Origin of the sequence: Mycobacterium sp. PS03-16 (assembly GCF_004570325.1) — a bacterium.
Lineage (GTDB): Bacteria > Actinomycetota > Actinomycetes > Mycobacteriales > Mycobacteriaceae > Mycobacterium.
In genome coordinates this window covers 1-23,313 of sequence record NZ_SPQO01000054.1, presented here as the reverse complement: position 1 = coordinate 23,313, position 23,313 = coordinate 1, and the positions used below count along the sequence as shown (strand labels likewise).

The 23,313-nt window shown below is 71.5% G+C and carries 27 protein-coding genes; 10 read left to right on the top strand and 17 right to left on the bottom strand.

Annotated features, from left to right (window positions below):
* The first annotated feature begins 152 nt into the window (after positions 1 to 152).
* Positions 153 to 899 (top strand): peroxide stress protein YaaA, encoded by a 747-nt coding sequence (gene yaaA / locus E4P42_RS25650; protein WP_135129375.1) that lies wholly within the window; start codon positions 153 to 155, stop codon positions 897 to 899.
* 3 nt (positions 900 to 902) lie between these two features.
* On the opposite strand, the gene E4P42_RS25645 is transcribed toward yaaA, so the two are convergent.
* From E4P42_RS25645 to E4P42_RS25630, 4 genes are all read right to left on the bottom strand, one after another.
* Positions 903 to 1,625, bottom strand: a complete 723-nt coding sequence (locus E4P42_RS25645) for a phytanoyl-CoA dioxygenase family protein (protein WP_135129374.1) — start codon at positions 1,623 to 1,625, stop codon at positions 903 to 905.
* Between the two features lie 41 nt (positions 1,626 to 1,666).
* Positions 1,667 to 2,494: an alpha/beta fold hydrolase gene (locus tag E4P42_RS25640; protein WP_245234233.1), complete on the bottom strand. Its 828-nt coding sequence runs from the start codon at positions 2,492 to 2,494 to the stop codon at positions 1,667 to 1,669.
* Positions 2,495 to 2,522: 28 nt separating this feature from the next.
* A complete protein-coding gene (locus E4P42_RS25635; RefSeq protein ID WP_135129372.1) occupies positions 2,523 to 2,891 on the bottom strand; it encodes a VOC family protein in 369 nt (122 codons plus the stop codon).
* Positions 2,892 to 3,003: 112 nt separating this feature from the next.
* Complete coding sequence (locus E4P42_RS25630) at positions 3,004 to 4,266, bottom strand: amidohydrolase family protein (RefSeq protein ID WP_135129370.1); 1,263 nt, start codon at positions 4,264 to 4,266, stop codon at positions 3,004 to 3,006.
* Between the two features lie 24 nt (positions 4,267 to 4,290).
* Here E4P42_RS25630 and E4P42_RS25625 point away from each other — a divergent pair, with 24 nt between their 5' ends.
* The gene (locus tag E4P42_RS25625; protein WP_135129368.1) at positions 4,291 to 5,130 is read left to right on the top strand and encodes a helix-turn-helix transcriptional regulator; all 840 of its coding nucleotides are present in this window, start codon (positions 4,291 to 4,293) and stop codon (positions 5,128 to 5,130) included.
* A 6-nt stretch (positions 5,131 to 5,136) separates the two neighbouring features.
* Here E4P42_RS25625 and E4P42_RS25620 read toward each other — a convergent pair whose 3' ends face one another.
* Positions 5,137 to 6,330, bottom strand: coding sequence for an enhanced intracellular survival protein Eis (locus E4P42_RS25620; protein WP_256371216.1), 1,194 nt, complete (start codon positions 6,328 to 6,330; stop codon positions 5,137 to 5,139).
* A gap of 76 nt (positions 6,331 to 6,406) precedes the next feature.
* Between E4P42_RS25620 and E4P42_RS25615 the strand changes: the two genes are divergently transcribed.
* Positions 6,407 to 7,795 (top strand): aminotransferase class V-fold PLP-dependent enzyme, encoded by a 1,389-nt coding sequence (locus E4P42_RS25615; RefSeq protein WP_135129364.1) that lies wholly within the window; start codon positions 6,407 to 6,409, stop codon positions 7,793 to 7,795.
* On the opposite strand, the gene E4P42_RS25610 is transcribed toward E4P42_RS25615, so the two are convergent.
* Positions 7,792 to 8,304, bottom strand: a complete 513-nt coding sequence (locus E4P42_RS25610) for a hypothetical protein (protein ID WP_135129362.1) — start codon at positions 8,302 to 8,304, stop codon at positions 7,792 to 7,794. The genes E4P42_RS25615 and E4P42_RS25610 overlap by 4 nt on opposite strands.
* 188 nt (positions 8,305 to 8,492) lie before the next feature.
* Here E4P42_RS25610 and E4P42_RS25605 point away from each other — a divergent pair, with 188 nt between their 5' ends.
* The 3 genes from E4P42_RS25605 to E4P42_RS25595 all read left to right on the top strand — a co-directional run bounded on the left by E4P42_RS25605 (position 8,493) and on the right by E4P42_RS25595 (position 11,881).
* Complete coding sequence (locus tag E4P42_RS25605) at positions 8,493 to 9,386, top strand: fructose bisphosphate aldolase (RefSeq protein ID WP_135129361.1); 894 nt, start codon at positions 8,493 to 8,495, stop codon at positions 9,384 to 9,386.
* 70 nt (positions 9,387 to 9,456) lie between these two features.
* A complete protein-coding gene (locus tag E4P42_RS25600) occupies positions 9,457 to 10,926 on the top strand; it encodes an amidase (RefSeq protein WP_135129359.1) in 1,470 nt (489 codons plus the stop codon).
* Positions 10,927 to 10,966: 40 nt separating this feature from the next.
* Complete coding sequence (locus E4P42_RS25595; protein ID WP_135129357.1) at positions 10,967 to 11,881, top strand: alpha/beta fold hydrolase; 915 nt, start codon at positions 10,967 to 10,969, stop codon at positions 11,879 to 11,881.
* Between the two features lie 4 nt (positions 11,882 to 11,885).
* On the opposite strand, the gene E4P42_RS25590 is transcribed toward E4P42_RS25595, so the two are convergent.
* Positions 11,886 to 13,157: a competence/damage-inducible protein A gene (locus tag E4P42_RS25590; RefSeq protein ID WP_135129355.1), complete on the bottom strand. Its 1,272-nt coding sequence runs from the start codon at positions 13,155 to 13,157 to the stop codon at positions 11,886 to 11,888.
* A gap of 70 nt (positions 13,158 to 13,227) precedes the next feature.
* On the opposite strand from E4P42_RS25590, the gene E4P42_RS25585 reads away from it, so the two are divergent.
* Positions 13,228 to 13,887: an MBL fold metallo-hydrolase gene (locus E4P42_RS25585; RefSeq protein ID WP_135129353.1), complete on the top strand. Its 660-nt coding sequence runs from the start codon at positions 13,228 to 13,230 to the stop codon at positions 13,885 to 13,887.
* Here E4P42_RS25585 and E4P42_RS25580 read toward each other — a convergent pair.
* From E4P42_RS25580 to E4P42_RS25570, 3 genes are all read right to left on the bottom strand, one after another.
* Positions 13,877 to 14,101 carry a hypothetical protein gene (locus E4P42_RS25580; protein ID WP_135129351.1) on the bottom strand — a complete coding sequence of 75 codons (225 nt, stop codon included), beginning with the start codon at positions 14,099 to 14,101 and terminating at the stop codon, positions 13,877 to 13,879. The two genes, E4P42_RS25585 and E4P42_RS25580, sit on opposite strands and share 11 nt — an antisense overlap.
* Positions 14,102 to 14,186: 85 nt before the next feature.
* Entirely contained in the window at positions 14,187 to 14,915 is a 729-nt protein-coding gene (locus tag E4P42_RS25575; RefSeq protein ID WP_135129349.1) for a 2OG-Fe dioxygenase family protein, read from the bottom strand.
* A gap of 44 nt (positions 14,916 to 14,959) precedes the next feature.
* On the bottom strand, positions 14,960 to 15,697 hold the full coding sequence (locus E4P42_RS25570; protein ID WP_135129347.1) for a glucose 1-dehydrogenase: 738 nt from the start codon (positions 15,695 to 15,697) through the stop codon (positions 14,960 to 14,962).
* A gap of 75 nt (positions 15,698 to 15,772) precedes the next feature.
* Between E4P42_RS25570 and E4P42_RS25565 the strand changes: the two genes are divergently transcribed.
* A complete protein-coding gene (locus E4P42_RS25565) occupies positions 15,773 to 16,864 on the top strand; it encodes a diacylglycerol kinase (RefSeq protein ID WP_135129345.1) in 1,092 nt (363 codons plus the stop codon).
* Between the two features lie 12 nt (positions 16,865 to 16,876).
* Here the strand turns inward: E4P42_RS25565 and E4P42_RS25560 are convergent, their stop codons facing one another.
* The 5 genes from E4P42_RS25560 to E4P42_RS25540 form a co-directional block, all read right to left on the bottom strand.
* Positions 16,877 to 17,332, bottom strand: coding sequence for an ATP-binding protein (locus E4P42_RS25560; protein WP_135129343.1), 456 nt, complete (start codon positions 17,330 to 17,332; stop codon positions 16,877 to 16,879).
* A gap of 31 nt (positions 17,333 to 17,363) precedes the next feature.
* Positions 17,364 to 17,756, bottom strand: a complete 393-nt coding sequence (locus E4P42_RS25555; RefSeq protein ID WP_245234232.1) for an STAS domain-containing protein — start codon at positions 17,754 to 17,756, stop codon at positions 17,364 to 17,366.
* 175 nt (positions 17,757 to 17,931) lie between these two features.
* Positions 17,932 to 19,227 carry a PP2C family protein-serine/threonine phosphatase gene (locus E4P42_RS25550; protein WP_135129341.1) on the bottom strand — a complete coding sequence of 432 codons (1,296 nt, stop codon included), beginning with the start codon at positions 19,225 to 19,227 and terminating at the stop codon, positions 17,932 to 17,934.
* A 103-nt stretch (positions 19,228 to 19,330) separates the two neighbouring features.
* On the bottom strand, positions 19,331 to 19,675 hold the full coding sequence (locus tag E4P42_RS25545) for an aminopeptidase (protein WP_135129339.1): 345 nt from the start codon (positions 19,673 to 19,675) through the stop codon (positions 19,331 to 19,333).
* A 117-nt stretch (positions 19,676 to 19,792) separates the two neighbouring features.
* On the bottom strand, positions 19,793 to 20,527 hold the full coding sequence (locus tag E4P42_RS25540) for an HAD family phosphatase (protein WP_135129337.1): 735 nt from the start codon (positions 20,525 to 20,527) through the stop codon (positions 19,793 to 19,795).
* 217 nt (positions 20,528 to 20,744) lie between these two features.
* Between E4P42_RS25540 and E4P42_RS25535 the strand changes: the two genes are divergently transcribed.
* Positions 20,745 to 21,875: a nitronate monooxygenase gene (locus E4P42_RS25535; RefSeq protein WP_135129335.1), complete on the top strand. Its 1,131-nt coding sequence runs from the start codon at positions 20,745 to 20,747 to the stop codon at positions 21,873 to 21,875.
* Between the two features lie 61 nt (positions 21,876 to 21,936).
* A complete protein-coding gene (locus E4P42_RS25530; protein WP_135129333.1) occupies positions 21,937 to 22,389 on the top strand; it encodes a hypothetical protein in 453 nt (150 codons plus the stop codon).
* On the opposite strand, the gene fdxA is transcribed toward E4P42_RS25530, so the two are convergent.
* Positions 22,390 to 22,728 (bottom strand): ferredoxin, encoded by a 339-nt coding sequence (gene fdxA, locus E4P42_RS25525; RefSeq protein WP_135129331.1) that lies wholly within the window; start codon positions 22,726 to 22,728, stop codon positions 22,390 to 22,392.
* A gap of 161 nt (positions 22,729 to 22,889) precedes the next feature.
* Positions 22,890 to 23,313: hypothetical protein (locus E4P42_RS25520; RefSeq protein ID WP_135129329.1), on the bottom strand; the 424-nt coding region annotated here is incomplete at its 5' end.

Here is a 23,313-nt window from a genome sequence, read left to right as displayed (position 1 = left end):
GCCGAGCATTAGCGTGGGACACGAGGACCTCCGTGTGTGTGAAGACGTCAGACATCTCCACTAAGCCCGGAGGTCCTCCCCTCTCACAGCCAAACCGTCAACAACGTCCCTGCCGAGTACATCTAGCGGACGGCCCCGGCTAACGTCGTCGGGTGCTCGTGCTGCTGCCACCTTCGGAGACCAAACGCGACGGCGGCGACGGACCGCCCCTTCGCCTCGACCGCCTCGCCCACCCGCAACTCGGTGAGCTGAGGGAAACGCTGGTCGGCGAACTCGTGGCCCTGACCGCCGACCGGGGCGCCTGCCGCCGCGCACTGGGGCTGTCCCCCGCCCAGGATGTTGAGATCGACCGCAACGCGGCGCTGTGCACCGCACCGACCCTGCCCGCGATCGACCGCTACACCGGGGTGCTCTACGACGCGCTCGACATCGGTTCGCTGCGTGGCGCGGCGGCGCTCCGTGCCCGCAGCCGGCTGGCGATCGGCTCGGCGCTGTTCGGGCTGGTGCGCGCCGACGATCCGATCCCCGGCTACCGCCTGTCGGCGACCTCGAAACTGCCGGGGCGGCCCACGCTGTCCGCCCGCTGGCGGCCCGTCCTCGAACCGGTGCTCGCCGCGATCGCCGACGGGGAACTGATCGTCGACCTGCGCTCCGGTTCCTACGCCGCGCTGGGTCGGCTGCCCTCGGCGGTGCGGGTCGACGTGGTCGCCGAACGGCCGGACGGGACCCGCACGGTGGTCAGCCACTTCAATAAGGCGCACAAGGGCCGGCTGGCGCGGGCGCTGGCCACCACGCGGGCCGAACCGGGTGATGCCGCCGCGGTCGCGGCCGTCGCACGGCGGGCGGGGATGCGGGTGGAGCGCCGCGGCGCGGACCTCACGGTCGTCGTCGCGGCCTGAGGCTCACGACGCGAAGGCCGCCGTCTCCAGCACCGTCGTCCCGTCTGGGTTGAGCGGGCGGGTCAGCTCGACGGGTGCCTGCGCCATGAATCTCGGTGTGGCGCCGCGGTGTTCGTCCGCGGCGTGCACCGTCAGCGGGTGTAGGAGGTACATGTCGCCGGGATGGCCGGTGGCCGGCGCGACGGCCCGGTCCCGGCTGGCGCCCTCGACCAGCGGCCCGAAGTCGGGAAACGGCACCGGGTTCTCGTCGAGGGCGGCGGCGACGTCACGATGGGAGCCGACGCGGATCCGGGTCGGCGCATCGTCGGGGCCGACCTCGGAGAGCAGGGTGAGCAGCAGCAGCGTGTGCGGACGGCCGCTGACCGCCCACGACCCGTCGGGCTGCGGGGTGCTGAGGTCGATGTGCCACCCGCGGTCGTCGGTCTCGGGCGGCAGCGGGAACCGGATCGGGATGTTGCCCAGGGCGCCGCGGGGTCGCCAGCCGCCGGGACCGCAGAGCGTGTCGAGCGCCGCTGCCAGCCGCCGACTGCGGATGAGTGTCGCGAACGGCCCCGCGCCGGTGAGGTCGGCCGCCCACACCACCGGCCGGGTCCACGACTCCGGCGCATCCGGCGCCAGTCCGATCTGCTGCCACAGCGCCGCCCGCGCGTCATCGGCGGCCGCCCGCAGCTCGGGCTGCTCCAGTTTGACGAATCCGTCGGTGCGGAAGGCGTTGACATCGACCACGCCGACAGGCTGCCGCAGGACATCCGCCCCGGGAAAGCGAATTACCCGGCGACGGCGGCGACCGCATCGACGGTCACGGGGTCGACGATGCAGGTGAAGTGGTTGCTGTCCGGCGTCTCGACCACGCGGATCCCCGGATTGACGGCGTGCATGGCGGCGACGGCGTCGTCGGAGATCAGCGCCGCACCGCCGAGCGGGCGCAGCGCCCGCACCGCCACGGTCGGCATCGTCAGCGCCAGCCAGTATTCGCTCCAGTCCGACGGCCAGCGGCCGAACAGATCCTCTTCTGCGGCGGCCCTCGATGACGTCGGCCGCCACCGTCCGTCCGGGGACTCGGCGAGCTCGTAGGTGTAGTGCTCATCCCAAAACGGGGTCCAGTCGTCGACCGTGCCTGCCGCCCGCACCTCGTCGAGATAGGCCGCGGGAGAGTCCACTTCGGCGTCGAGCCGGGCGAAGCCCGCCCGGACGGGCTTGAGGGTGGCCGACTGCGCCGGGCCGATGTGGTCGATCAGCGACACGCTGCGCAGCCGGGCGCCATCGAGCTGGGCCACCCGCATCGCGATCAACGCGCCCAGCGACCACCCGGCGAGGTGGACCGATTCGGCGCCCAGCGCATCGGCCAGAGCCAGCACATCGCGGGCGTGACTGTCGACGCCGTAGGTGCCGGGCGGGGTCACCTCGCTGCGCCCGCGGCCGCGCAGATCGAACGCCACCACCCGCCGCTGGGGACCGGCGAGCCGGTCGGCGAGGTAGCTGAACGCGGTGAGGTTGGCCGAGATGCCGTGCACGCACAGCAGAATCGGCGCGTCCTCGGCGCCCCACGAGCGGGTGCGGATCCGCCCCGACGGAAGGGTGACGTCGATGTCCACCCGGCGGACTCTACGCGAGCGGTCTCGATCAGTCGGTGATGCCGTACACCAGGCAGAACGTATGGCCGGCCGGGTCGCGGAACACCCGGAAGTCGTCGTCCTCGGTGGCGCCGGCGACGCGGGTGGCGCCGAGGTCGAGCACCCGGCGCTCGGCGTCGTCGACGTCGTCGACCCGGATGTCGAGGTGGAACTGCTGCGAGCCGTGCGGATCCGGGAAATCCGGCGGTTCGTGCTGCGGTGCCCGCTGAAACGCCAGCCGCCTGCCGGACGGTTCGGTGAGCACCACCCAGTCCTTGTCCTCCGGGCGGACCTCCCCGCCGAGAACACCGGCGTAGAACTCGGCCAGGGCCTGCGGGTCCCGGCAGTCGACGACGACCGAGCGCAACGTACCGATCATGATCGCCGGGTTACCGCACCGGTCCGGTGGTAAACCGCCGCGAACGTGCGGTGGCTGCGAATCTTCGACCGTTTTCTCGCAGTGCGCGCACGTTCGGTGACCGGGGCGTGGGCTACGCCTTGGCGAGTTGCTTCTCCTCGTAGAGCCGTGCCCACTCCTTGCGCGGCCGGATCGACACGTCGACGTCGGCGCCCTTGGCCCGCAGCGCGCGCACCGTCGCCTCGTCTCTCGTGTTGTGTGCGAACGGATCCCAGCCGAAGAACCGGCAGGAGTTCTGCCAGGTGATCTTGTCGATGTCGGCATCGCTGGCGCCGGCGGCGTCGAGTTCGCGCAGCACCTGTTCGGGCGCGTCGGGCCAGAAGCAGTCCGAATGCGGGTAGTCGCACTCCCACGCGATGATGTCGATGCCGATCTCGTGACGCAGTTTGAGGGAGGTCTTGTCGGTGACGTAGCAGGCCAGCGAGTGCTCGCGGAACACGTCGCTGGGCAGCTTGTCGCCGAAGTCGCGGCGCAGCCACTTCTGGTTGGTGTAGTGCCGGTCGCTGCGGTCGAGGTAGAACGGGATCCAGCCGATGCCACCCTCGGAGAACGCGAACTTCAGGTCCGGGTAGTTGCGCATCGCCGGCCCCCACAGCAGGTCCTGGGCGCACATCGCCGACACCTGGGTCGCCAGGATGATCAGGTTGTCGATCGGCGCGTTGGGCGCCATGCTGATCGCCCCGAAGCCCGTGCCGATGTGCAGGCACATCACCACGTTCTCCGCCGACAGCGTCCGGAACACCGGGCCCCAGTACTCCTCGTCGTGGTAGCTCGGCAGGCCCTCGAGGTGCGGCAGTTCCGGCATGGTGACCGCGCGGCACCCCTTGGCGGCGACCCGGCGGATCTCGGCGCACATCGCCTCCGGGTTCCAGGTCGGCATGATCGCGATCGGGATGAACCGGCCCGGATAGGCGCCGGCCCATTCGTCGATGTGCCAGTCGTTGTAGGCCGACACCATCACCAGCGTGGTCTCCTCGCGGTGCATGTTGAGGTGGCGCGCCGAGAAACCGGTGAAGGTCGGGAAGCACATCGAGGCGAGGATGCCGTTGCGGTTCATGTCGCGGACGCGTTCGTGGACGTCGTAGACCCCGGGTCGCATCTCGGCGAAGCCGGCGGGGTCACGCCCCCATTCCTCGGCCGGCCACGACACCACTGCGTTGAGCCCGCTGACGCCCTGCGGCCGGCCCTGATACATCCACTGGTCGACGCCCTTGTCGTCGGTGACGACGATCGGCGCCTCCTCGCGGTACTTGGCGGGCACGTGCCGTAGGAACATGTCGGGCGGCTCGACGACGTGGTCGTCGATGCTCACCAGGATCAGATCGTCGACGTTCATACCCAACTAGTACCGTCTACAAGCGTGACCGTCTCCGCGCTATCGGCCAGAGGTTTCGCCCAATCGGCCAATCCTTCCGGGCGGGTGATCGAACTGCGCCGCGGCGGCCGTGCGCTCGGTGGCAGCTACCTGTACCAGGGCGACGGGCTGATCACCGGCTGGCACAGCCACGAGGTGCATCAGATCGAGTACGCGGTGGGCGGCGTCGTCGAGGTGGAGACCGCCTCCGGCCATCACCTGGTGCCGCCGCAGCAGGCCGCGTGGATCCCGCTCGGCCTCGAACACCAGGCCACGATGAACCCGGACGTGCGCACCGTCGCGGTGATGTTCGACCGCGCGCTCATCCCCGACGGGGGTGACCGGGCCCGCATCCTCGCCGTCTCCCCGCTGCTGCGCGAGATGATGATCTACGCGCTGCGCTGGCCGATCGACCGGCCGCACGGCGACCCGGTGTCCGACGCCTTCTTCCAGACCCTCGGCAATCTCGTCGTCGAGGCGCTCGACCACGAGGCGCCGTTGAGCCTGCCCAGTTCCGAGCACCCGATCGTCGCCGCCGCGATGTCGTTCACCAAGGAACACCTGCAGTCGGCGACCGCCGAGCAGGTGGCCCGGGCGGTCTCGGTGTCCGAGCGCACGCTGCGCCGACTGTTCGCCGACGAGCTCGGCCTGTCCTGGCGGACCTATCTCCTGCACGCCCGGATGCTCAAGGCGATGGCGCTGCTCGCCGCGCCGGGCCAGTCCGTGCAGGAGACCGCGACCGCGGTGGGGTTCGACAGCCTCAGCGCGTTCACCCGGGCCTTCACCCAGTTCAGCGGCGTCAGCCCGTCGGCCTACCGGCGCCGGGCCGCCGACGCCTCGGTGTGAGACCGCTCAGAACGGAAAGCCGAGCTCGGCGGGCACCTCGCTGACGAACGCCGCCTCCAGCGCGTGGATCAGATCGATGTCCTTGCCCCGCAGACGGTTCGCCGCAGCGAACAGCGACGCCCGGTGTCCGCCGAGGTACAGCGAACCCAGCACGTCGAGATCGCATTCCAGGTCGGCGGCGGCATCGGTGGGCCGGCACTCGGCCCGGCCGTCGCGGATGTCGAGCGCGAACCGGCCACCCGCGGTGCCGAAGGGGTCGGCCACCTCGAGCACCACCGACAGATCCCGGCGGTAGCTGCGGGCCTGCAGTGCCGCGGGGACGTCCATGAGCCGCAGCCACAGATCGTCGGCGACCGCGGTGGTGTTCACGGCGCGCGCATCGGTCAGCAGGTACGGCAGCGGATCGCCCGGGTGGGTGCTGATCTCCACGCGTTCCATCAGGTCGAGGCCGCACAGCGTGCGCCACAGCGCGATGTGCGCGTCCGCGGTCGCCGCAGTCAGTTCCACCACCTTGATGTGGCGGGGGCCGGGTCCGTGCGCCCGGTACAGCACGTAGCCGTCGCGGTGCAGGAACGCGAAGAGCTCGCTGCCGCCGCCGCGTTCGTCCGCCCGGTCGGCCAGCTCGTCCGCCCACAGCGCCGCCGGGCGGACGAGCCCGCCCGGCGTGGCCCGCCGCCATCGGTCGTAGATCCCGGCGAAGTCGTCGAGGTGGGCGGCCGGGGTGACGATGCGGACACCGCCCGGATCAGGTGTGTCAGAGCGAAATTCGGCGCGGCCGCGGTCGACCGACCACGACTGGGCGACGGTGGCCGGGCCGTACCCGAACCGCCCGTAGATCCCGCCCTCGCTGGCGGTCAGCGCGGCGAGCGGATACTGCCGCGCGCCGATGCGCTGGTGCAGTTCGGTGAGCATCGACCGCAGCAGCCCGCGCCTGCGGTGCGTCGGCGCGACCGACACCCAGCTGATACCGCCCACCGGCAGCACCGCGCCGCCCGGCACGGTGAGCTGCAGATCCAGGAAGAACGACTGCGCGACGACGTCGGGACCGTCGTCGACCACCAGCGCCGCGTCGTCGGGAATGATGGTGCGCCATGTGGCCAGGGCCGACGGATGCACGACGTGACCGAAGTTGGTGGCGTCGAGCCGCAGCATCTTCGTCCAGTCCGATTCCACCACCGCACGCGGCGCCAAGTCGTTCACAGGGGCCGACAGTGCCACAGCCGCGGCGGCGGCCGCATCCGATTTCTTCCTCACCCGGCCCATGGAGGTGACAGCGATGTCCCACCCCGACCGCGGCGCCGCATTGTCCGCCGCCGCCGCGCATGCGCAGGCCTTCCTCGCCGGCCTCGACGAGCGACCGGTCGCCGCCCGCGCCGCCGCCCCGGAGATCGTCGAACGCCTCGGCGGGCCGGTGCCCGAGCGCGGTGAGGCGCCGGCCGACGTCATCGACGCGCTTGCCGCCGGCGCCGACCCGGGCCTGGTCGCCAGTGCCGGACCACGGCACTTCGGCTTCGTGGTCGGGGGTGCGCTGCCCGCCGCGCTGGCCGCCGACTGGCTGGTCTCGGCCTGGGACCAGTGCGCGGCGTTCCACGCCCTGTCCCCGGCCGGGGCGGCGATCGAGGAGATCGCCGCGGCCTGGGTGCTCGACCTGCTCGGCCTGCCGGCCGGCGCCGGCGTCGGCTTCGTCACCGGCGGGCAGGGCGCCAACACCACCTGCCTGGCCGCCGCCCGCCACGCCGTGCTGGCCGCCGCCGGCTGGGACGTCGAACGCGACGGGCTGATCGGCGCTCCCCCGCTGCGGGTGCTCTGCGGTGAACAGGCCCACGCCACCATCCACACCGCGCTGCGGTTGCTCGGCCTGGGCGCGGACACCGCGGTGCGGATCCCGGCCGATGCGCAGGGCCGGATGGACCCCGACGCGCTGCGCGCGGCCTTGGCCGCCGGGCCGGGCCCGACCATCGTGTGCGCGCAGGCCGGCAACGTGGCCACCGGCGCGTTCGACGACTTCGAGCCGATCGCCGACACCTGCGCTGCGCATGACGCCTGGTTGCACGTCGACGGGGCGTTCGGCCTGTGGGCGGCGGCCGCGCCGGGCACCCGCCACCTGACCCGTGGCGTCGCGCGGGCGGACTCGTGGGCGGTCGACGCCCACAAGTGGCTGAACGTGCCCTACGACTGTGCGGCCGCGATCGTCGGCGACGCGGATGCGCACCGGGCGGCGATGAGCCTGACCGGCCCGTATCTGGTCGCCGACCCCGGCAGGCGCGACAACACCACTTATGTCCCGGAGAGTTCGCGGCGGGCCCGGTCGGTGCCGGTCTACGCCGCGATCCGGTCACTCGGCCGCAGCGGCATCGCCGAGATGGTGGAACGCAACTGCGCGCAGGCGCGGCGGATGGCCGACCTGCTCGGCGCCATTCCGGGCGCCGCCGTGCTGAACGACGTCGTGCTCAACCAGGTGCTGGTCGCGCTGCCCGGCGGTGACGACGCCAACCGTGCCGCCATCGCGGCCGTGCAATCCGACGGCACCTGCTGGATCGGCGGCACCACCTGGCGGGGCGCACACGTCATCCGGGTGAGCGTGTCCAACTGGGCGACCACCGACGAGGACATCGACCGTTCCGCGGCGGCCATCGCCGCGGCCGCGTCGAGACGGCGCGCCTAGACGTTGGCGACGTAGTCGGTGCTGTAGAACTCCGCGGGCAGCTGCGAGAACGGCTGCGCCCGTTCAATCGTCACCCACGCGCCCGTCGCACCGGACATCCGCGGACCGGACAGTGACACCGCACCGCCCCCGATTCCGTCGGTGCGCAGCGTCGCCACGGCGGTCCCCGGCGCACCCGCATGGCACCCCGCCTCCGACTCCCGCGGCATCTGGATCAGTCGGACCTCGTAGGTGGCGTTGGGTTCGGCGACCGCCATCTGCACGTCCGCGCTCACCTGGCCGCCGGTCGAGCGCACGGTGGCCGTTGCGCGTCCGTCGCCGGAGGAGTCGTAGTACTGGCGAGTGCTGAAGTCGCAGCGCCGCAACACCGGACTGAACGGCAGGAACGTCTCCCGGGCCTGCGCCGCCGCAGTCGGGGCGAATGCGGCACCGACCGTCACCGTCGCCGCGGGCGCGGCGAGCACCGCCGCGACGGCCGCCGCCGACGTGAACCGCTTCCTCGCAGACATACCGCTCCCTTCCGCCGCCGGTGCCCGTGACCGGTCCCACCGGTGTTGACCGATGTGATCTCACCCAACCATGACACCTGCCGGAACGGTCGCGCACCCGCCGAATATCCTCGAACCCGAACCGGGCTCGGCGGGCCGACCACGTCTCCGTCAGCGACAACCGTCTTCCAAAGGAGTGGACTGCACCCATGGCGAACCAGCAGCAAACGGACAAGGTGGCGGCGGGCAAGGGCTTCGTCGCCGCGCTCGACCAGAGCGGCGGCTCGACCCCCAAAGCGCTGCGCCTGTACGGGGTGGAGGAGAACGAGTACTCCTCGGAGACCGAGATGTTCGACCTGATTCACCAGATGCGGTCGCGGATCATCACCTCGCCGGTGTTCACCGGAGACCGGATCGTCGGCGCCATCCTGTTCGAGCAGACCATGGACCGCGAGATCGAGGGCAAGCCGTCGGCCACCTACCTGTGGGAGGACAAGGGCGTCGTCCCGTTCCTCAAGATCGACAAGGGTCTGGCCGACGCGTCCGACGACTGCCAGCTCATGAAGCCGATGCCCCAGCTCGACGACCTGCTCAAGCGCGGTGTGGACAAGGGCATCTTCGGGACCAAGGAACGCTCGGTGATCGGCGGGGCGAACGCCAAGGGCATCGCCGCGGTGGTCGCCCAGCAGTTCGAGGTCGCCCAGCAGGTGCTCTCCCACGGGCTGGTGCCGATCATCGAGCCCGAGGTGACCATCTCGATCGACGACAAGGCTGCCGCCGAGGACATCCTGCGCGACGAGATCGCCAAGCAGCTCGACGCACTGCCCGGCGACCAGAAGGTCATGCTCAAGCTCACGCTGCCCTCGACCGCCAACCACTACCAGCCGTTGGTCGACCACGACCGGGTGCTGCGGGTGGTGGCGCTCTCGGGTGGCTATACGCGCGACGAGGCCAACGCGATGCTGGCCCAGAACACCGGCGTCATCGCCAGCTTCAGCCGCGCGCTGACCGAGGGCCTGTCGGCGCAGCAGTCCGACGACGAGTTCAACGCCACCCTCGACGCCTCGATCCAGTCCATCTACGACGCCTCCGTGGCGGGCTGAGACGCGGCGAACCGATTCCGCCGTGCGTCGGGTTGCCGAGCGGCCCGGCGCACTGCAGGATCGCCGAGAAATGGACACCAACTCGGCATTCGAACTCGCCGGCCTGGACGCGATCGGCCAGGCCCACCTGCTCGCCACCGGCGACGTCTCGGCCCGTGAACTGCTCGACGCCGCGCTGATCCGGCTGGACGCGGCGCGCGGCCTGAACGCCGTCATCCACGAGCTGTTCGACCGCGGCCGCGAACAGGCCGCGGCGCTCGACGACTCCGGTGCGCTGCGTGGCGGCGGCGCGGGTCCGCTGGCCGGGGTGCCGTTCCTGCTCAAGGACCTCGGCGCCTCGGTGGGCGGCGCCCCCGAATCGATGGGTTCGCGCGCGCTGGCCACCCGCATCGCCCCGCAGAACGCCTGGCTGGTCGACCGCTACCTGGCCGCCGGGCTGGTCGTGTTCGGCAAGACCAACACCCCCGAGTGGGGCAACCACTGCACCACCGAACCGTCGCTGTTCGGTCCGACCGTCAACCCGTGGTCCCCGCACGTCACCCCCGGCGGATCCAGCGGCGGATCGGCCGCCGCGGTGGCGGCCGGTGTCGTGCCCGCCGCCTCCGGAGGCGACGGCACCGGGTCGATCCGGGTCCCGGCGTCGTGTTGCGGGCTGGTCGGGCTCAAACCGCGCCGGGCGCGTACGTCCTTCGCCCCGGCCGGTCACCTGCTCGAGGGCCTGGCCGTCGAACACGCGCTCACCCGCACCGTGCGCGACAGCGCCGCCCTGCTCGACGCGGTCACCGGGCCCGACCCCGGTGACCCCTACACCGCACCGCCGCCGGCCCTGCCGTTCCTGCAGGCGATCGCCCAGCCCGCCGGCGCCCGCACCATCCTGATCGACACCGGCTCGCCGTTCCCCGGCCCCGCCACCGACCCCGAGATCGTCGCGGCGGTCGAGGCGACCGGCCGGCTGCTCGCCGAACTCGGACACCGGGTGCAGCCGGGCGCTCCCAGCTTCGACGCCGACGCGGTGGCCGCCGCGATCGCCGTCCTGCACAACGTCAGCAACGCCGGACTGCACGCCCTGGCCACCGAACACCTGGGCCGGCCGCCGCACGAGGACGAGTTCGAGGCCAGCACCTGGGTGATGGTCCGCGAGGGATTCACCACCACCGGCGTCGAGTACGCCGCGGCCATCGAGGCCGTGCACGCCCAGACCCGCCGGTTCGTCGCGGGCATGGCCGGCCACGACGTCCTGCTGGTGCCCACACTGCTGACTCCCCCGCCGCCGTACGCGACGCTCGACCAGCCCCGCGGGACCACCCGGGCGTTCTTCGACGTCGAGTTCGCGACGACCGGCTGGACGGCGATGGCCAACGTGACCGGCTGGGCGGCGATCTCGCTGCCCCTGGGTGTCACGTCGTCCGGCCTGCCGATCGGGGTGCAGCTCATGGCGCCCGAGGAGACGGTGCTGCTGCAGCTGGCCGCCCAGCTCGAGGCGGCCGCCCCCTGGGCGCAACGCACGCCTCCGGCCTGGGTCGGAGCCGCCTCGCGGTAGCTGCGCTGTCGCGGCGACGTGACGTGCGACACTGCTGCACATGACGCCGCCCATCGCCCGCCCGAAACTCGAGGGCAACATCGCCGTCACCGAGGACCGGCAGATCGGCTTCGCCGAGTTCGGGGACCCGCGCGGACGCGCGGTGTTCTGGCTGCACGGCACGCCCGGTGCGCGCAGGCAGATCCCGGCGGAGGCCCGGGCCTACGCCGAACAGCAGCGGATCCGGCTGATCGGCATCGACCGGCCCGGAATCGGCTCGTCCACCCCGCACCAGTACACCAACGTGGCGGCGTTCGCCGACGATCTGCGGGTCATCGCCGACACTCTCGGCATCGACCGGATGTCGGTGATCGGACTGTCCGGCGGCGGCCCGTACGCGCTGGCCGCCGCGGCGGCCATGCCGGAGCGGGTGATCGGCGCCGGCATCATCGGCGGCGTCGCGCCCACGGTCGGACCGGACGCGATCTCCGGCGGGCTGATGACGCTCGGCGCCAAGGTCGCGCCGCTGCTCGAGGTCGCCGGCGGCCCGATCCGGGTGGCCGCAGGCACACTGATCCGCTTCATCCGCCCGGTCGCCGACCCGGCGCTGTACATCTACGCGGCGGTGTCCCCCGCGCCGGACCGCCGCATGCTGGTGCGGCCGGAGTTCCGGGCGATGTTCCTCGACGACCTGCTCAACGGCAGCCGCAAACAGCTCGCGGCGCCGTTCGCCGACGTGGTGGTGTTCGCCAGGGACTGGGGGTTCCGGCTCGACGAGGTCAAGGTCGCGGTGCGGTGGTGGCACGGCGACGTCGACCACATCATCCCGTTCGCGCACGGACAGCACTGCGTCGCGCGGCTGCCCGACGCGCACCTCTACCACCTGCCCGGTGAGAGCCACCTCGGGGGTCTCGGGCAGGCCCGGGCGATCCTGGCCTCGATGATCGAGCTGTGGGACCGCGCCGACCGGACCTGACCGGTCAGCCGGCGGGGCCGGACAGCACCCGGCGCAGCAGGTGCATGGCCACGGTGGTCGAGCGTTCCCGGACATCGGTGCGGTCGCCGGGCATGCGGGTGGTGCGGGTGACGGTCCGCCCGTCGGCGTGCCGGACGCAGAAGCACACCGTTCCGACCGGTTTGTCCTCGCTGCCGCCGCCCGGGCCGGCGATGCCGGTGATCGCGACCGCGACGTCGGCGCCGAACCGGCGCAGGGCACCGTCGGCCATGGCCGCGGCGACCGGTTCGGACACCGCGCCGTGCGCATCGATCAGCGCCGCGTCGACGCCGAGCAACTCGACCTTCGCGGCGTTGGAGTAGCACGCCACCCCACCCGCGACGTACGCCGACGATCCCGCCCTGTCGGTCAGGCGCGCGGACAGCAGCCCGGCGGTGCAGGATTCGGCCGTCGCGATGGTGTGGCCGGCCAGCAGCGCGGCCACCTGGTCGTCGACCAGCGATCCGTCCTCGGAGAACACGGCGTCGCCGTGCCGGTCGCGCAGCAGGGCCAGCAGCTCGCGGTAGGCCCCTGCGGCGTCGGGCTCGTAGCGGGTGACGATCTCGAGCTCACCGCGCCGCAGACACGTGGTGATCTCCAGTCGGTCGAAGCCCGCGAGGTCGCGTTCGGCGTCGCGTAGCGTCTCGGCCAGCCCGGACTCGGGCAGGCCGAACATCCGCACCGTCTCCTGCCGGTACTCGGTGCGGCCGGCGATGGCCTGCTGCAGCGCCGCGGTCTGCACGGCCGTGCGCCACATCGGCTGCAGTTCCCGCGGCGGGCCGGGCAGCACCAGCACGGTCGGCGAGCCGGGGACGACGACGCCGGGCGCGGTGCCCACGGGGTCGAGCACGGTGGCTCCGGCCGGCACCATGGCCTGTTTGCGGTTGGCCGCCAGCACCGCGTCGAAGTCGACGCCGCGGTACCGGCCCATCAGCCCGCGCAGGATGTCGGCGATCCGTGCCTCGAGCACGGTGTCGAGCACCAGCTCGCGACCGCAGAAGCGCGCCACGGTGGCGACCGTGAGATCGTCGGCGGTCGGCCCGAGGCCGCCGCTGGTGACGATGAGGTCGACGCCCTCGGCGGCGAGGAACCGCAGCTGCGCCTCGATGTCGGCCGGCCGGTCGCCGCAGATCGTGATGTGCGCCAGCTCGACGCCGAGCTCCAGGAGCCGATCGGCCACCCACGGGCCGTTGCGGTCCTGCACCCGGCCGGTCAGGACTTCGGTACCGGTGACGACGATGCCTGCGCGTGCACTCACGGCGTCCAACCTACGCGGTGGCTCGACCAGCCCTTGACCTCAACGAAACTTGAGGTCTGACACTGGCGTCATGACCACCACCCTGACCCGCATCCGGCCTGACCTCTTCGAGACCCGCACCGACACACCGTTTCCCGGACTCACCACCCACGCCTACGTGTGGACCGGCGCCCGCAACGGCAACGCGTTGTTCTACTGTCCCGCCACCGATGCCGACTTCACTGCCATCGAGGCGTGCGGCGGCGTGGCCGACCAGTACCTGTCCCATCTCGACGAGGCGAGTCCCATGCTGGCACGCGTCGCCGACCGGTTCGGCTCCCGGCTGCACGCGCCGGCCGCCGAGGCCTCGGAGATCGGACGGCACGCGCGCATCGACGTCCCGCTGTCGGAGCGTCACGCCGACGCCAACGGCGTCGAGGTCACCCCCACCCCGGGCCACTCCCCCGGCAGCACCTGCTACCTCGTGAGGGGTGAGACGGGCGAGACCTACCTGTTCACCGGGGACACGCTGTTCCGCGGCGCGGACGGCGCCTGGTCGACGTTCCTGCCGCCCGGGCGCGGCGACGCGGCCGCGCTGCGGGCCGGCCTCGAACTGCTCGGCACGCTGCGCCCCGACCTGGTGATCTCCAGCGCCTTCGCCGGCCCCACCGCGGTGCACGAGGTGGACGCCGACACCTGGGCCGAGGCGATCGCGCAGGCCCTGGCGGGTGTCCCCGCGGTCAGCGCTTGAGCCAGCCGGTGACCGTCGGCAGATCCCGCGAGTACGAGGTCATGACGTCGTCCATGTAGAGCGTCGCACCGCTGATCGCGTCGGTGCCGCGCCAGATCACCCGGATCCGGGCCGACCCCTTGAGGTACATGTCGACGCGGTCGAGGTCGACGCGTTCCCACCCGGCCAGTTCGGCGAGCTCGTGCTGCTCGCGGCGCTCATCGACTGAGGTCATGGCTCGCTCCTTGTCTTGCTGACGTCCGGCGGTTGACCCGACGAGCCTACGGAACGGTGTCGCGTCGCCCGCACGCAGGACGGCGTCACGCGGCGAAGGTGATGACCAGTACGTCGCGGTGCGCAGGCCGGACCGCGTCGGCCGGCCGTATCGGCGACACACCGTGCCGGGTGCGCCGGTCATCGCCGACCAGCAGGGTGCCGGGCACGCACATCACGGTGCGCACCAGCAGGCCGCCGTCGTTGTCGTACACCGTGCTCTCCCCGCCCTCGGCGTTGCGTCGGGCGATCAGCAGCGACGTCACCAGCGTGACGCCGTCGCGGTGCAGCCCCTCTGGCGTCGGGTCTCCCTCGTCGTCCGCGGTGGCCAGCACCCGGAACGGCGTCACCTTGACCTGCCACACCTGCCGATCCTCGAGGACGCCGGCCAACCGGTGCAGGAGCGCGATCAGGCGCTGCAGCAGCGGTTCCGCGGCGAACGCGTCGGTCAGCGGCTCGAACCGCCGGTCCCGGCCGACGTAGAGCGGGTTGGACCGCTCGGGTTGCACGAACGGGCCGTGCGGTAGCCGCTCGAGGTTTCCGTCGGCCATCCGATAGTGGCCATAGCGGCGCAGCCGCCGGGTGCCCAGTTCGGCGGCGTACGGGTCGGGCGCCAACTCTTCCCAGTGCGCGCCGAAGGTCTGCCACGGGTCGTTGCCGAGACCGAGCGCCCGGGTCAGGTCTGTGGCCGCGATGAGGTGGGCGCCGCACGTCCGGAGGGCTTGCGCGGCGTCGGCGACGGGATCTCTCCCGGTGACCGCGGCGACGGTGTCCACGCCGGCGAAGTAACCGCCGGAGCGGACGTCAATCGTCCGGCGCGCTACATCTTGTGCGGGACGTCGTTGATCAGCCCGCCGTCCATCACGAATTCGGCGCCGGTCGCGTAGCGGGACTCGTCGCTGGCCAAAAACACCACGAAGCTCGCGACTTCGTCGGACTGGCCCGGCCTGCCCAGCGGGATGGTGAGCATGTCGTCGGGGAAGAACTTGGTCATCGGGGTGCGGATGAAGCCGGGATGGATTGAGTTGACCCGGATCTGATGGGCGCCCAGTTCGAGCGCCGCGGACTTGCTCAGGCCGCGCACCGCCCACTTCGACGCCACGTACGGGTGCACCATGACCGCACCGCGCATGCCCTCGATGGACGAGACGTTGATGATCGAGCCGCCGCCCGCGGCCTTCATCGCCTCGACGCTGGCCTGCATGCCCAGGAACGTGCCGGTGAGGTTGACGTCGATGACCTTCTGCCACTTGGCCATGTCGAACTCGCCGATCTTGCCGAGCGCCACGATCCCGGCGTTGTTGACCAGCACGTTGAGGCTGCCGAACTCGGTGACCGCGGTGGCCACCGCCGCGTCCCACTCCTCGGCGGAGGTGACGTCGAGATGCATGTAGCGCGCCGCGTCCCCGAGCTGGTCGGCCAGGGCCTTGCCCTCGTCGTCGAGGATGTCGCCGATCACCACCTTGGCGCCCTCGGCCACCAGGGCCCGTGCGTGTTCGGCGCCCATGCCCCGGGCGCCGCCGCTGATCAGTGCAACTTTTCCGTCTACCCGTCCCATGACGCGCCAGGCTACCCTAGGCTCTCTTCCGACTAGAACGTGTTCCAGTTCTGGACCGGCGGTGGGAGGAGTTCGATGGTGATCCGGGTGGCTCATGTCGGGACGGGCAATGTCGGTCGGCTGGCCTTGGCGGCGTTGCTCGGCAATCCGGCCTACGAGCTGACCGCGGTGGGCGTCTCCACCGAACACAAGGTCGGCCGGGACGCCGGCGAACTCGCCGGCCTTGACCTGCGCACGGGGGTCCCCGCCACCGCGGGCCTCGACGACGTCCTGGCGAGCGAACCGGACTGCGTCGTCTACTGCGCGATGGGTGACACCCGGCTGCCGGAGGCGATGGCCGACTGCCGGCGGATCCTCGAGGCCGGGGTGAACGTCGTCGGCTCGGCGCCCGGGGTGCTGCAGTTCCCCTGGGGCGTGATCCCGGACAAGTACATCGAGCGGGTCGAGGCGGCGGCGCGCGCGGGTGGGGCGTCGATCTTCGTCAACGGCGTCGACCCCGGCTTCGCCAACGACCTGATCCCGTTCGCGTTCGCCGGCACGTGCAGCAGCATCGAGCAGGTCCGGTGCATGGAGATCGCCGACTACGCCACCTACGACGGCGCCGAGGTGATGTTCGACGTGATGGGATTCGGCAGGGAGCCGGGCGATCTGCCAATCCTCTACCAGCCCGGGGTGCTCAGCATCGCGTGGGGCACCGCGATCCGGCAGCTCGCGGCCGGCTTCGGCCTCGAAATCGCCGAGATCCGCGACATGGTCGAACAGGAACCGGCGCCCGAGGACATCGACGTGGCGGTCGGCCGGATCGCCGAGGGCACCGTGGCCGCCGTGCGGTTCCGGATCGAGGGGTTCGTCGACGGGGGTGCAGACGGCCGGCCCGCGCTCGTCATCGAGCACGTCACCCGACTGCGGGAGGATCTGCGGCCGGACTGGGCGCAACCGGCGCAGCCCGGCGGGTCCTACCGCGTCGAGATCACCGGGGAACCCAATTACGTCGTGGACATCTGCCCGACCAGTCGCAAGGGCGACCACAACCACGCGGCCATCGTCGCCGCCGCCGGGCGCATCGTGAACGCGATCCCGGCCGTGATCGCCGCGCCGCCGGGGATCCGCACACCGCTGGACCTGCCGCTGATCACCGGTCGAGGGTTGTTCGGCGCCGGGGTCTGACCGGGTCCCTACTCAGTTCGTCGAGACCGCGCGGCGGTGGATCCCGGTCCACTGCAGTTGTACCCGGGTGCCCGAGGACGAATGGTCGAAGGAGGCGCCGTCGGTCAACGCCTCCATCAGCGGGATGCCGCGCCCCCGGGCCCGCCGCGGCGGCGACACCGGCTCCCGCCAGGTGCCGTGGTCGGCCACCGTCACCGTCAGAACACCCTGTGCCGCATCGAATTCCGCTTCGACGTCCATCGTGCCGTGTTCAGCGACCGCCGCGTAGGCGAACTCGGCCGCATTGGCCAGCGCCTCGTTCGTGGCCAGCAGCAGATCACTGGAACGGATGGGGTCGAGGTCGAAATTCGTGTCCAGCCACCGCGCGAACTCGGCGCGCACGCGTGCCGCGGTCTGGCCGTCAGCGGACATCCCGAGGCATGTGAAACGTTCGCCGTTGGAAGCCTCTGTCGATACCGATTCGATCATGACGGAACGCGGATACCCGTTGACCCCTCGGCTAAGCACCCAGGGCGGCGGTCGCCTCGTCGACGGTCGCGTACAGCGGGATGATGTCCGCAATGCCGAGCAGCTTCAGCGGACGGCTGGTCGCCGGGCCCTCGGCGACGACGCACATCTTCACGCCCGCGGCGATCTCGTCGTTGATCGCTACCAGGATGCCCATGCCGGCCGACGCGAGGAACTCCACGGCGGAGAAATCCACGACCAGTCCGGCCGGCTCCTTCGCCAGGCTGTCCCGGATCGCTTGCTCCAGCTGCGGGGCCGTGAGCATGTCGACGACGCCCGCTACCGAGACGACGACGGTGCGGTCAACCCAGTGCTCGTTGATCTCGCAGTTCGTCGCATCGGCGGCCGAGGTCGCCCCTGCTGCGGCTTCGCGCTGTTCCTCCAATGGTCCACCTCCCGCGTGGGTCGCATCCTCACCGGTGCACACACGCCATTCATGCTCGCTAGGCTGCGGGCTGAACCTGGCAAGACATCCTGCGGCACCGGACTGAATCCGACGCCGGGAGCGCTCGCCTGGTCGGCATGCGCAACCGGATCAGATTAAACCAGGTGTCGGCGGTTCACCGGTCGGCGGTCAGCGCCAGCAGGGCGATGTCATCGTCCGGGCGCAAGCTGGGCACCAGGTCAGCGAGGTCGGCGATCAGATCCGCCGCGCGCAGGCCCACCCGGTGACGCAGGTATTCGGACAGGCCGTCCTCGCCGAACAGACCGGCGCCCGTCGGCCGCGCCTCGGTGATGCCGTCGGTGAACAGCAGCAGCGTCTGCCCCGGGCGCAGGGGGAAGACACAGTCGTCGAACGTCGCGTCCGCGATCGCGCCGACGAACATCCCGCCCGCCGGCCGCACCGGCCGCACCTCCCCCGCGACGGGGTCGAGCAGCAGCGCGGGCAGATGTCCCCCGGTCGCCAGGTGGACCAGGTGCCCGCCGGCGGGGTCGGCGGTCAGCGTGCCGAACAGCACCGTGCAGAACCGCCGCTCGTTCGGGTCGCCGACCAGCGCGACGTTCAGTTCGCCGAGGCCGTCGGTGGGGTTGTCGTGGTGCAGCGCGGCCGCCCGCAGGGTGTGGCGGACCAGCGAGGTCACCGCGGCGGCACCCGTGCCGTGCCCTTCGACATCGCCGAGGAAGAACGCCCAGCGGTCACCGTCGAGGGCGAAGACGTCGTAGAAATCGCCGCCCACCCGGGCCGCCGAGGCGGGATGGTAGTGCGCGGCCAGGGACAGTCCCGGCACGTTGGGCAGCCGCGGCGGCAGCAGCGACCGTTGCAGCGCCTCGGCGTAGTCCTCGAGGGTCGCGTCGTCGCCGCCGCCGCTGTCGGGTGCGGCGCGCCCGGGCCGGACGCTGGTGATCGTGGACAGCCGCAGATCGAGATGATCCATGGCCAGCGCGGCCAGATCGGCCAGTGTGGCGAGGTCGCGCGCCGCCGGGTCGCGGGGTGCGGTGTCGAGGACGTTGACCGCGCCGATGCGGTAGCCGTCGGAGGTGACGATCGGAGCGCCGGCGTAGAACCGGACACCCATGGGACCGTCGACGAAGGGGTTGCCCGCAGTGCGCGGATCCGAGGTGGCGTCGGAGATGACGCACGGGCCGTCGTCGAGGATGGTCGCCGACGAGAAGCCGCGGCGCCGGTCCACCTCACGCAGGTCGTCGAGCCCGTGGGCGGCCTTGAACCAGATGCGGTCCCGGTCGACGATCGAGATGGTGGCCATCGGGGCGGCGAAGGTGCGGGCGGCCACCCGGGCGATGCGGTCGAAGGCGTCGTCGGCCGGGCTGTCGAGAATCGCGTAGCGCCCCACCGCGCGCAGCCGCTGCGCTTCCACATCGTCGGCCGACTGTGCGGACGCCTGAGTGATGATCAAGGGGTTTCCCGCCGGTGGTGGGCGTCCTCCGCACTACTGGAGAGGCGTACGCCTGCGACCCTACTGCCGGCGGGTGCGGTCGTCACGACCGCGAGAAGAGATGTCAGATTCTCCCGGCGGCGCCGCGGCGGCTTCCCACGAACGCGGCCCCGGCGACCACCAGCGCGCCGATCACCGCGACCGGAATGGCCCACGCCCGACGGCTGCCCACGGCCGACTCGCACAGCGCGACGAAGTCGGTGTGGGGCACGATCTGGTTGAGCACGGGCACATTCGCCACGCCCTGATCGTTGGCCGCGCGCGCACCGGACATGTCTGACACCAGCGCGTTGCCGCAGCCCACGCTTTCCCCGTCGCCGCCCGACACCGACACCGGCACCAGCAGCCCGACGATTCCCGCCACCAGGATGATCGCGCCCACCAGCATGGCCAACCGTCGTGCCGTCACAGATCCGCTCCCATCGTCAGGTCCCACTCCCCGCGTCGGGTCGGGATCAGGCCGCAGGCTACCCACGGTGCGCGGCGCTTAAACCGGGCGAAACCCGTTGCGACGGGCGTGCTCTCGTCAGCCCCGGCGTCGCAGCCGGGCGATCTGCAGCACCGGCCAGTCCCGTGCGGCCGCGGTGGCGGCCAGCCCCGCGCGGGGATTCACCGGGCGGGGGTAGCCGACCAGACCCATCAGCGCGGCGTCCTCGTCGCCGTCGGCGTAGAACCAGCTGTTCTGCAGGCCGATCCCGTTCGCGGTGCAGAACATCTCGACGGCGACGGCTTTCTGCGGCCCCCAGATCACCGGCTTGACCACCTCGCCGGTCAGCCGGCCCGCGGCGTCGACCGCGAAGTGGTTGCACAGCACGTGATCGATGCCGAGGAACCGGGCGACCGGTTCGGCGTGGATGGTCAGGGCCGACGAGCTCATCACCACGGTGTGGCCGCGCCGCTGATGCGCCTCGACCACCTCGCGCATGTGCGGGAATACCCGCGGCGCAACGCGTTCGGCGAAGAGGCGCTCGCCGAGTTCGTCGAGTTCGGCCAGCGACTCCCCGCGCAGATACCCGGCCGCGCGTCCGACGAGCCGTTCGAACTGCATCCGGCCGAGGCGGTAACGCACGGAGGCCTCGACGACGCCGAGGATCTCCCCGATCCCGGCCTGCCGGCGCCGGATCCGGTCGCCGGCGTGTGCGGTGGCGGTGAAGCCGTCGACCAGGGTGCCGTCGAGGTCGAAGAACGCACCCACCAGCGGCCCCCCGGAACCACCACCGATCTCGCTGACCGACTCGGGAAGCGTCAGCAACCGTGGCACCGCACCATCATCACGTCTGCGCGCCCGTGCGCGCGAGGCGGGTCCTCCCCGCGAGCAGACGCAGACTCGTGCGTTTCGGGGCGAGATCAGGCGACTGTGCGTCTGCTCGCACGTGAAGAAGGGACCCGATCGAAGAGTCCCCTGCCGCGCGCCGGCCGCCCCGTACTAAACTAGAACACGTTTCAATTCCTCGATCGCCCCACTGAAGGAGCGCCGCATGCACACCGCCATCTGCGACGAGCTCGGCATCGAGTTCCCGATCTTCGCGTTCACCCACTGCCGCGACGTCGTGGTCGCCGTCAGCAAGGCGGGCGGCTTCGGGGTGTTGGGCGCCGTCGGGTTCACCCCCGAACAGCTCGAGGTCGAACTGAACTGGATCGACGAGAACATCGGTGACCACCCCTATGGCGTCGACATCGTGATCCCGAACAAGTACGAGGGCATGGACGCCAACATGTCCGCCGACGAACTCAGGAGCATGCTGCAGTCGCTGGTGCCCCAGGAGCACCTCGACTTCGCCAAGAAGATCCTCAAGGACCACGGCGTGCCCACCGACGACAGCGACGACGATGCGCTGCAGCTGCTGGGCTGGACCGAGGCGACCGCCACCCCGCAGGTCGAGATCGCGCTGCGGCATCCGAAGATGACGCTGATCGCCAATGCGCTCGGCACCCCGCCGGTCGACATGATCAAGAACATCCATGACGCGGGACGCAAGGTCGCCGCGCTGTGCGGTTCGCCCTCCCAGGCCCGCAAGCACGCCGACGCGGGCGTCGACATCATCATCGCCCAGGGCGGCGAGGCCGGCGGGCACAGCGGGGAGGTCGGCTCGATCGTGCTGTGGCCGCAGGTGGTCAAGGAGGTGGCTCCGGTGCCGGTGCTGGCCGCCGGCGGGATCGGCAGCGGTCAGCAGATCGCGGCGGCGCTGGCGCTCGGCGCGGCCGGGGCGTGGACCGGCTCGCAGTGGCTGATGGTCGAGGAGGCCGAGAACACGCCGGTGCAGCAGGCCGCGTACGCGAAGGCGACCAGCCGCGACACCGTCCGCAGCCGCTCGTTCACCGGTAAGCCGGCGCGCATGCTGCGCAACGACTGGACCGAGGCGTGGGAGCAGCCCGAGAACCCCAAGCCGCTGGGTATGCCGCTGCAGTACATGGTGTCGGGGATGGCCGTCGCCGCCACGCACAAGTACCCGAACGAGACCGTGGACGTCGCGTTCAACCCTGTCGGCCAGGTGGTCGGACAGTTCGCCAAGGTCGAGAAGACCGCGACGGTGATCCAGCGCTGGGTGCAGGAGTACCTCGAGGCGACCAACACCCTCAACGAGCTCAACGAGGCCGCCGCGGTCTGACACGCTGCCGACACGGCCCGGATCTCCCCGACCGGGGCTGACGCGCGCGTTAGCGTGAGTGATGGCCGAAACGCCGTCCCGGACAGTCCTTACGCGCGCGACTCGCCGCCGGTGGCTCGCGGTCACCGCGGCCTCGGCCGCCTACCTCACCCTCGCCACTCCCGTGGCGAGCGCCGAGCCGTCGTCCGATTTTCCCGCTGACGACCGGGGTTTCGTCGACACCGCGGCGTACTGTCAGGGCGCCGCGGTGGCGACCGCCTTCGGCCGCACCGCGGACGCGCTGGTCGCGATCTGCGCCGGCCCGGGCGGCGAATTGCAGTACCGCGGGGTGCGGTTGCGCGACGACGCCGCGGTGATGCTCACCGCGCAGTCCGACGGGGCGGGCCGCTTCGTCGCCGACAACGACGGCGTGGTCTATACCGTGTCGCCGACGGAACTGACTGTCACAGTGGCGGATTCGACGTTGCACCGGCAGCCGATGCTGGAGTACCGCGCGCCCCAACCGGTCGGGTGATCAGCGGCGCGGCATTCCGGCGACCAGCGGGGTGTCCACGCCGAGGCGGCCGACCGCCGCTGCGCCGCCGGGTGTGCCCAGCGGTGCGTCCCGGCCCGGCAGCACCTCGGTGAAGAACGCCGCGTTGTCGGCGAGGTGGCGCTGTTCGTCGTCGGGCAGGTCGGTGTCGAAGTAGATCGCGTCCATCTTGCACATCACCGCGCACGCGCCGCACTCCACGCATTCCAGCGGGTTGATGTACATCCCGCGGTCGCCCTCGTAGATGCAGTCGACCGGGCACTCCGGCACGCATGACTTGTCGACGACATCCACACAGGCACTGGCGATCACGTAGGTCATGGCCGACACGCTAGGTGTCGCGCGCGGGCCTTGGCTGGGGCCGAAAGTCACTTGTCCGCCGCCGAAGGCAACCGTGTGAAGCGCGGTGCGGGGGCACGAAGCCACGATCCGACGCGCTCAAGGACGCGGTGGGGCTGCCCACTGCCCCGCCCGCGGGACCGCTACGGCAGCGGTGCGGGGGCCGGGGCCGGCGGTGCAGGTGCGGGGGCAGGCGGTGCGGGCGGCGGGTTCGGACCCAGAGGCTGCGGCCCCGCGGGCATCCCGGGCGGCGGTGCCGCATCCGGGTTGAGCGGACGCTGGGTCAACAGGAAGAACGCGTCGCTGCCGCTGACCTCCTGGGTCTGCATCGCATGCCACAGGTCGCGGAGGTAGGACAGGCCGCGGCTGTTGGTGGGCGCCGTCGGGGTCATCGAGGTGCCGGGCGGCAGGTTGTCCGGACTGGCCAGGTGCGGCACGGGCGCATCGGCGGGCGGCGGGGTGACCTCGGCGGGTGCGGCGGCCGGTGACGCGGCCGGCGCAGCGGCCGGAGGGAGGCCCAGTGGGGCTGCGGGTGCGGGTTGCAGCGGTGCCGCGGCCACCGAGATC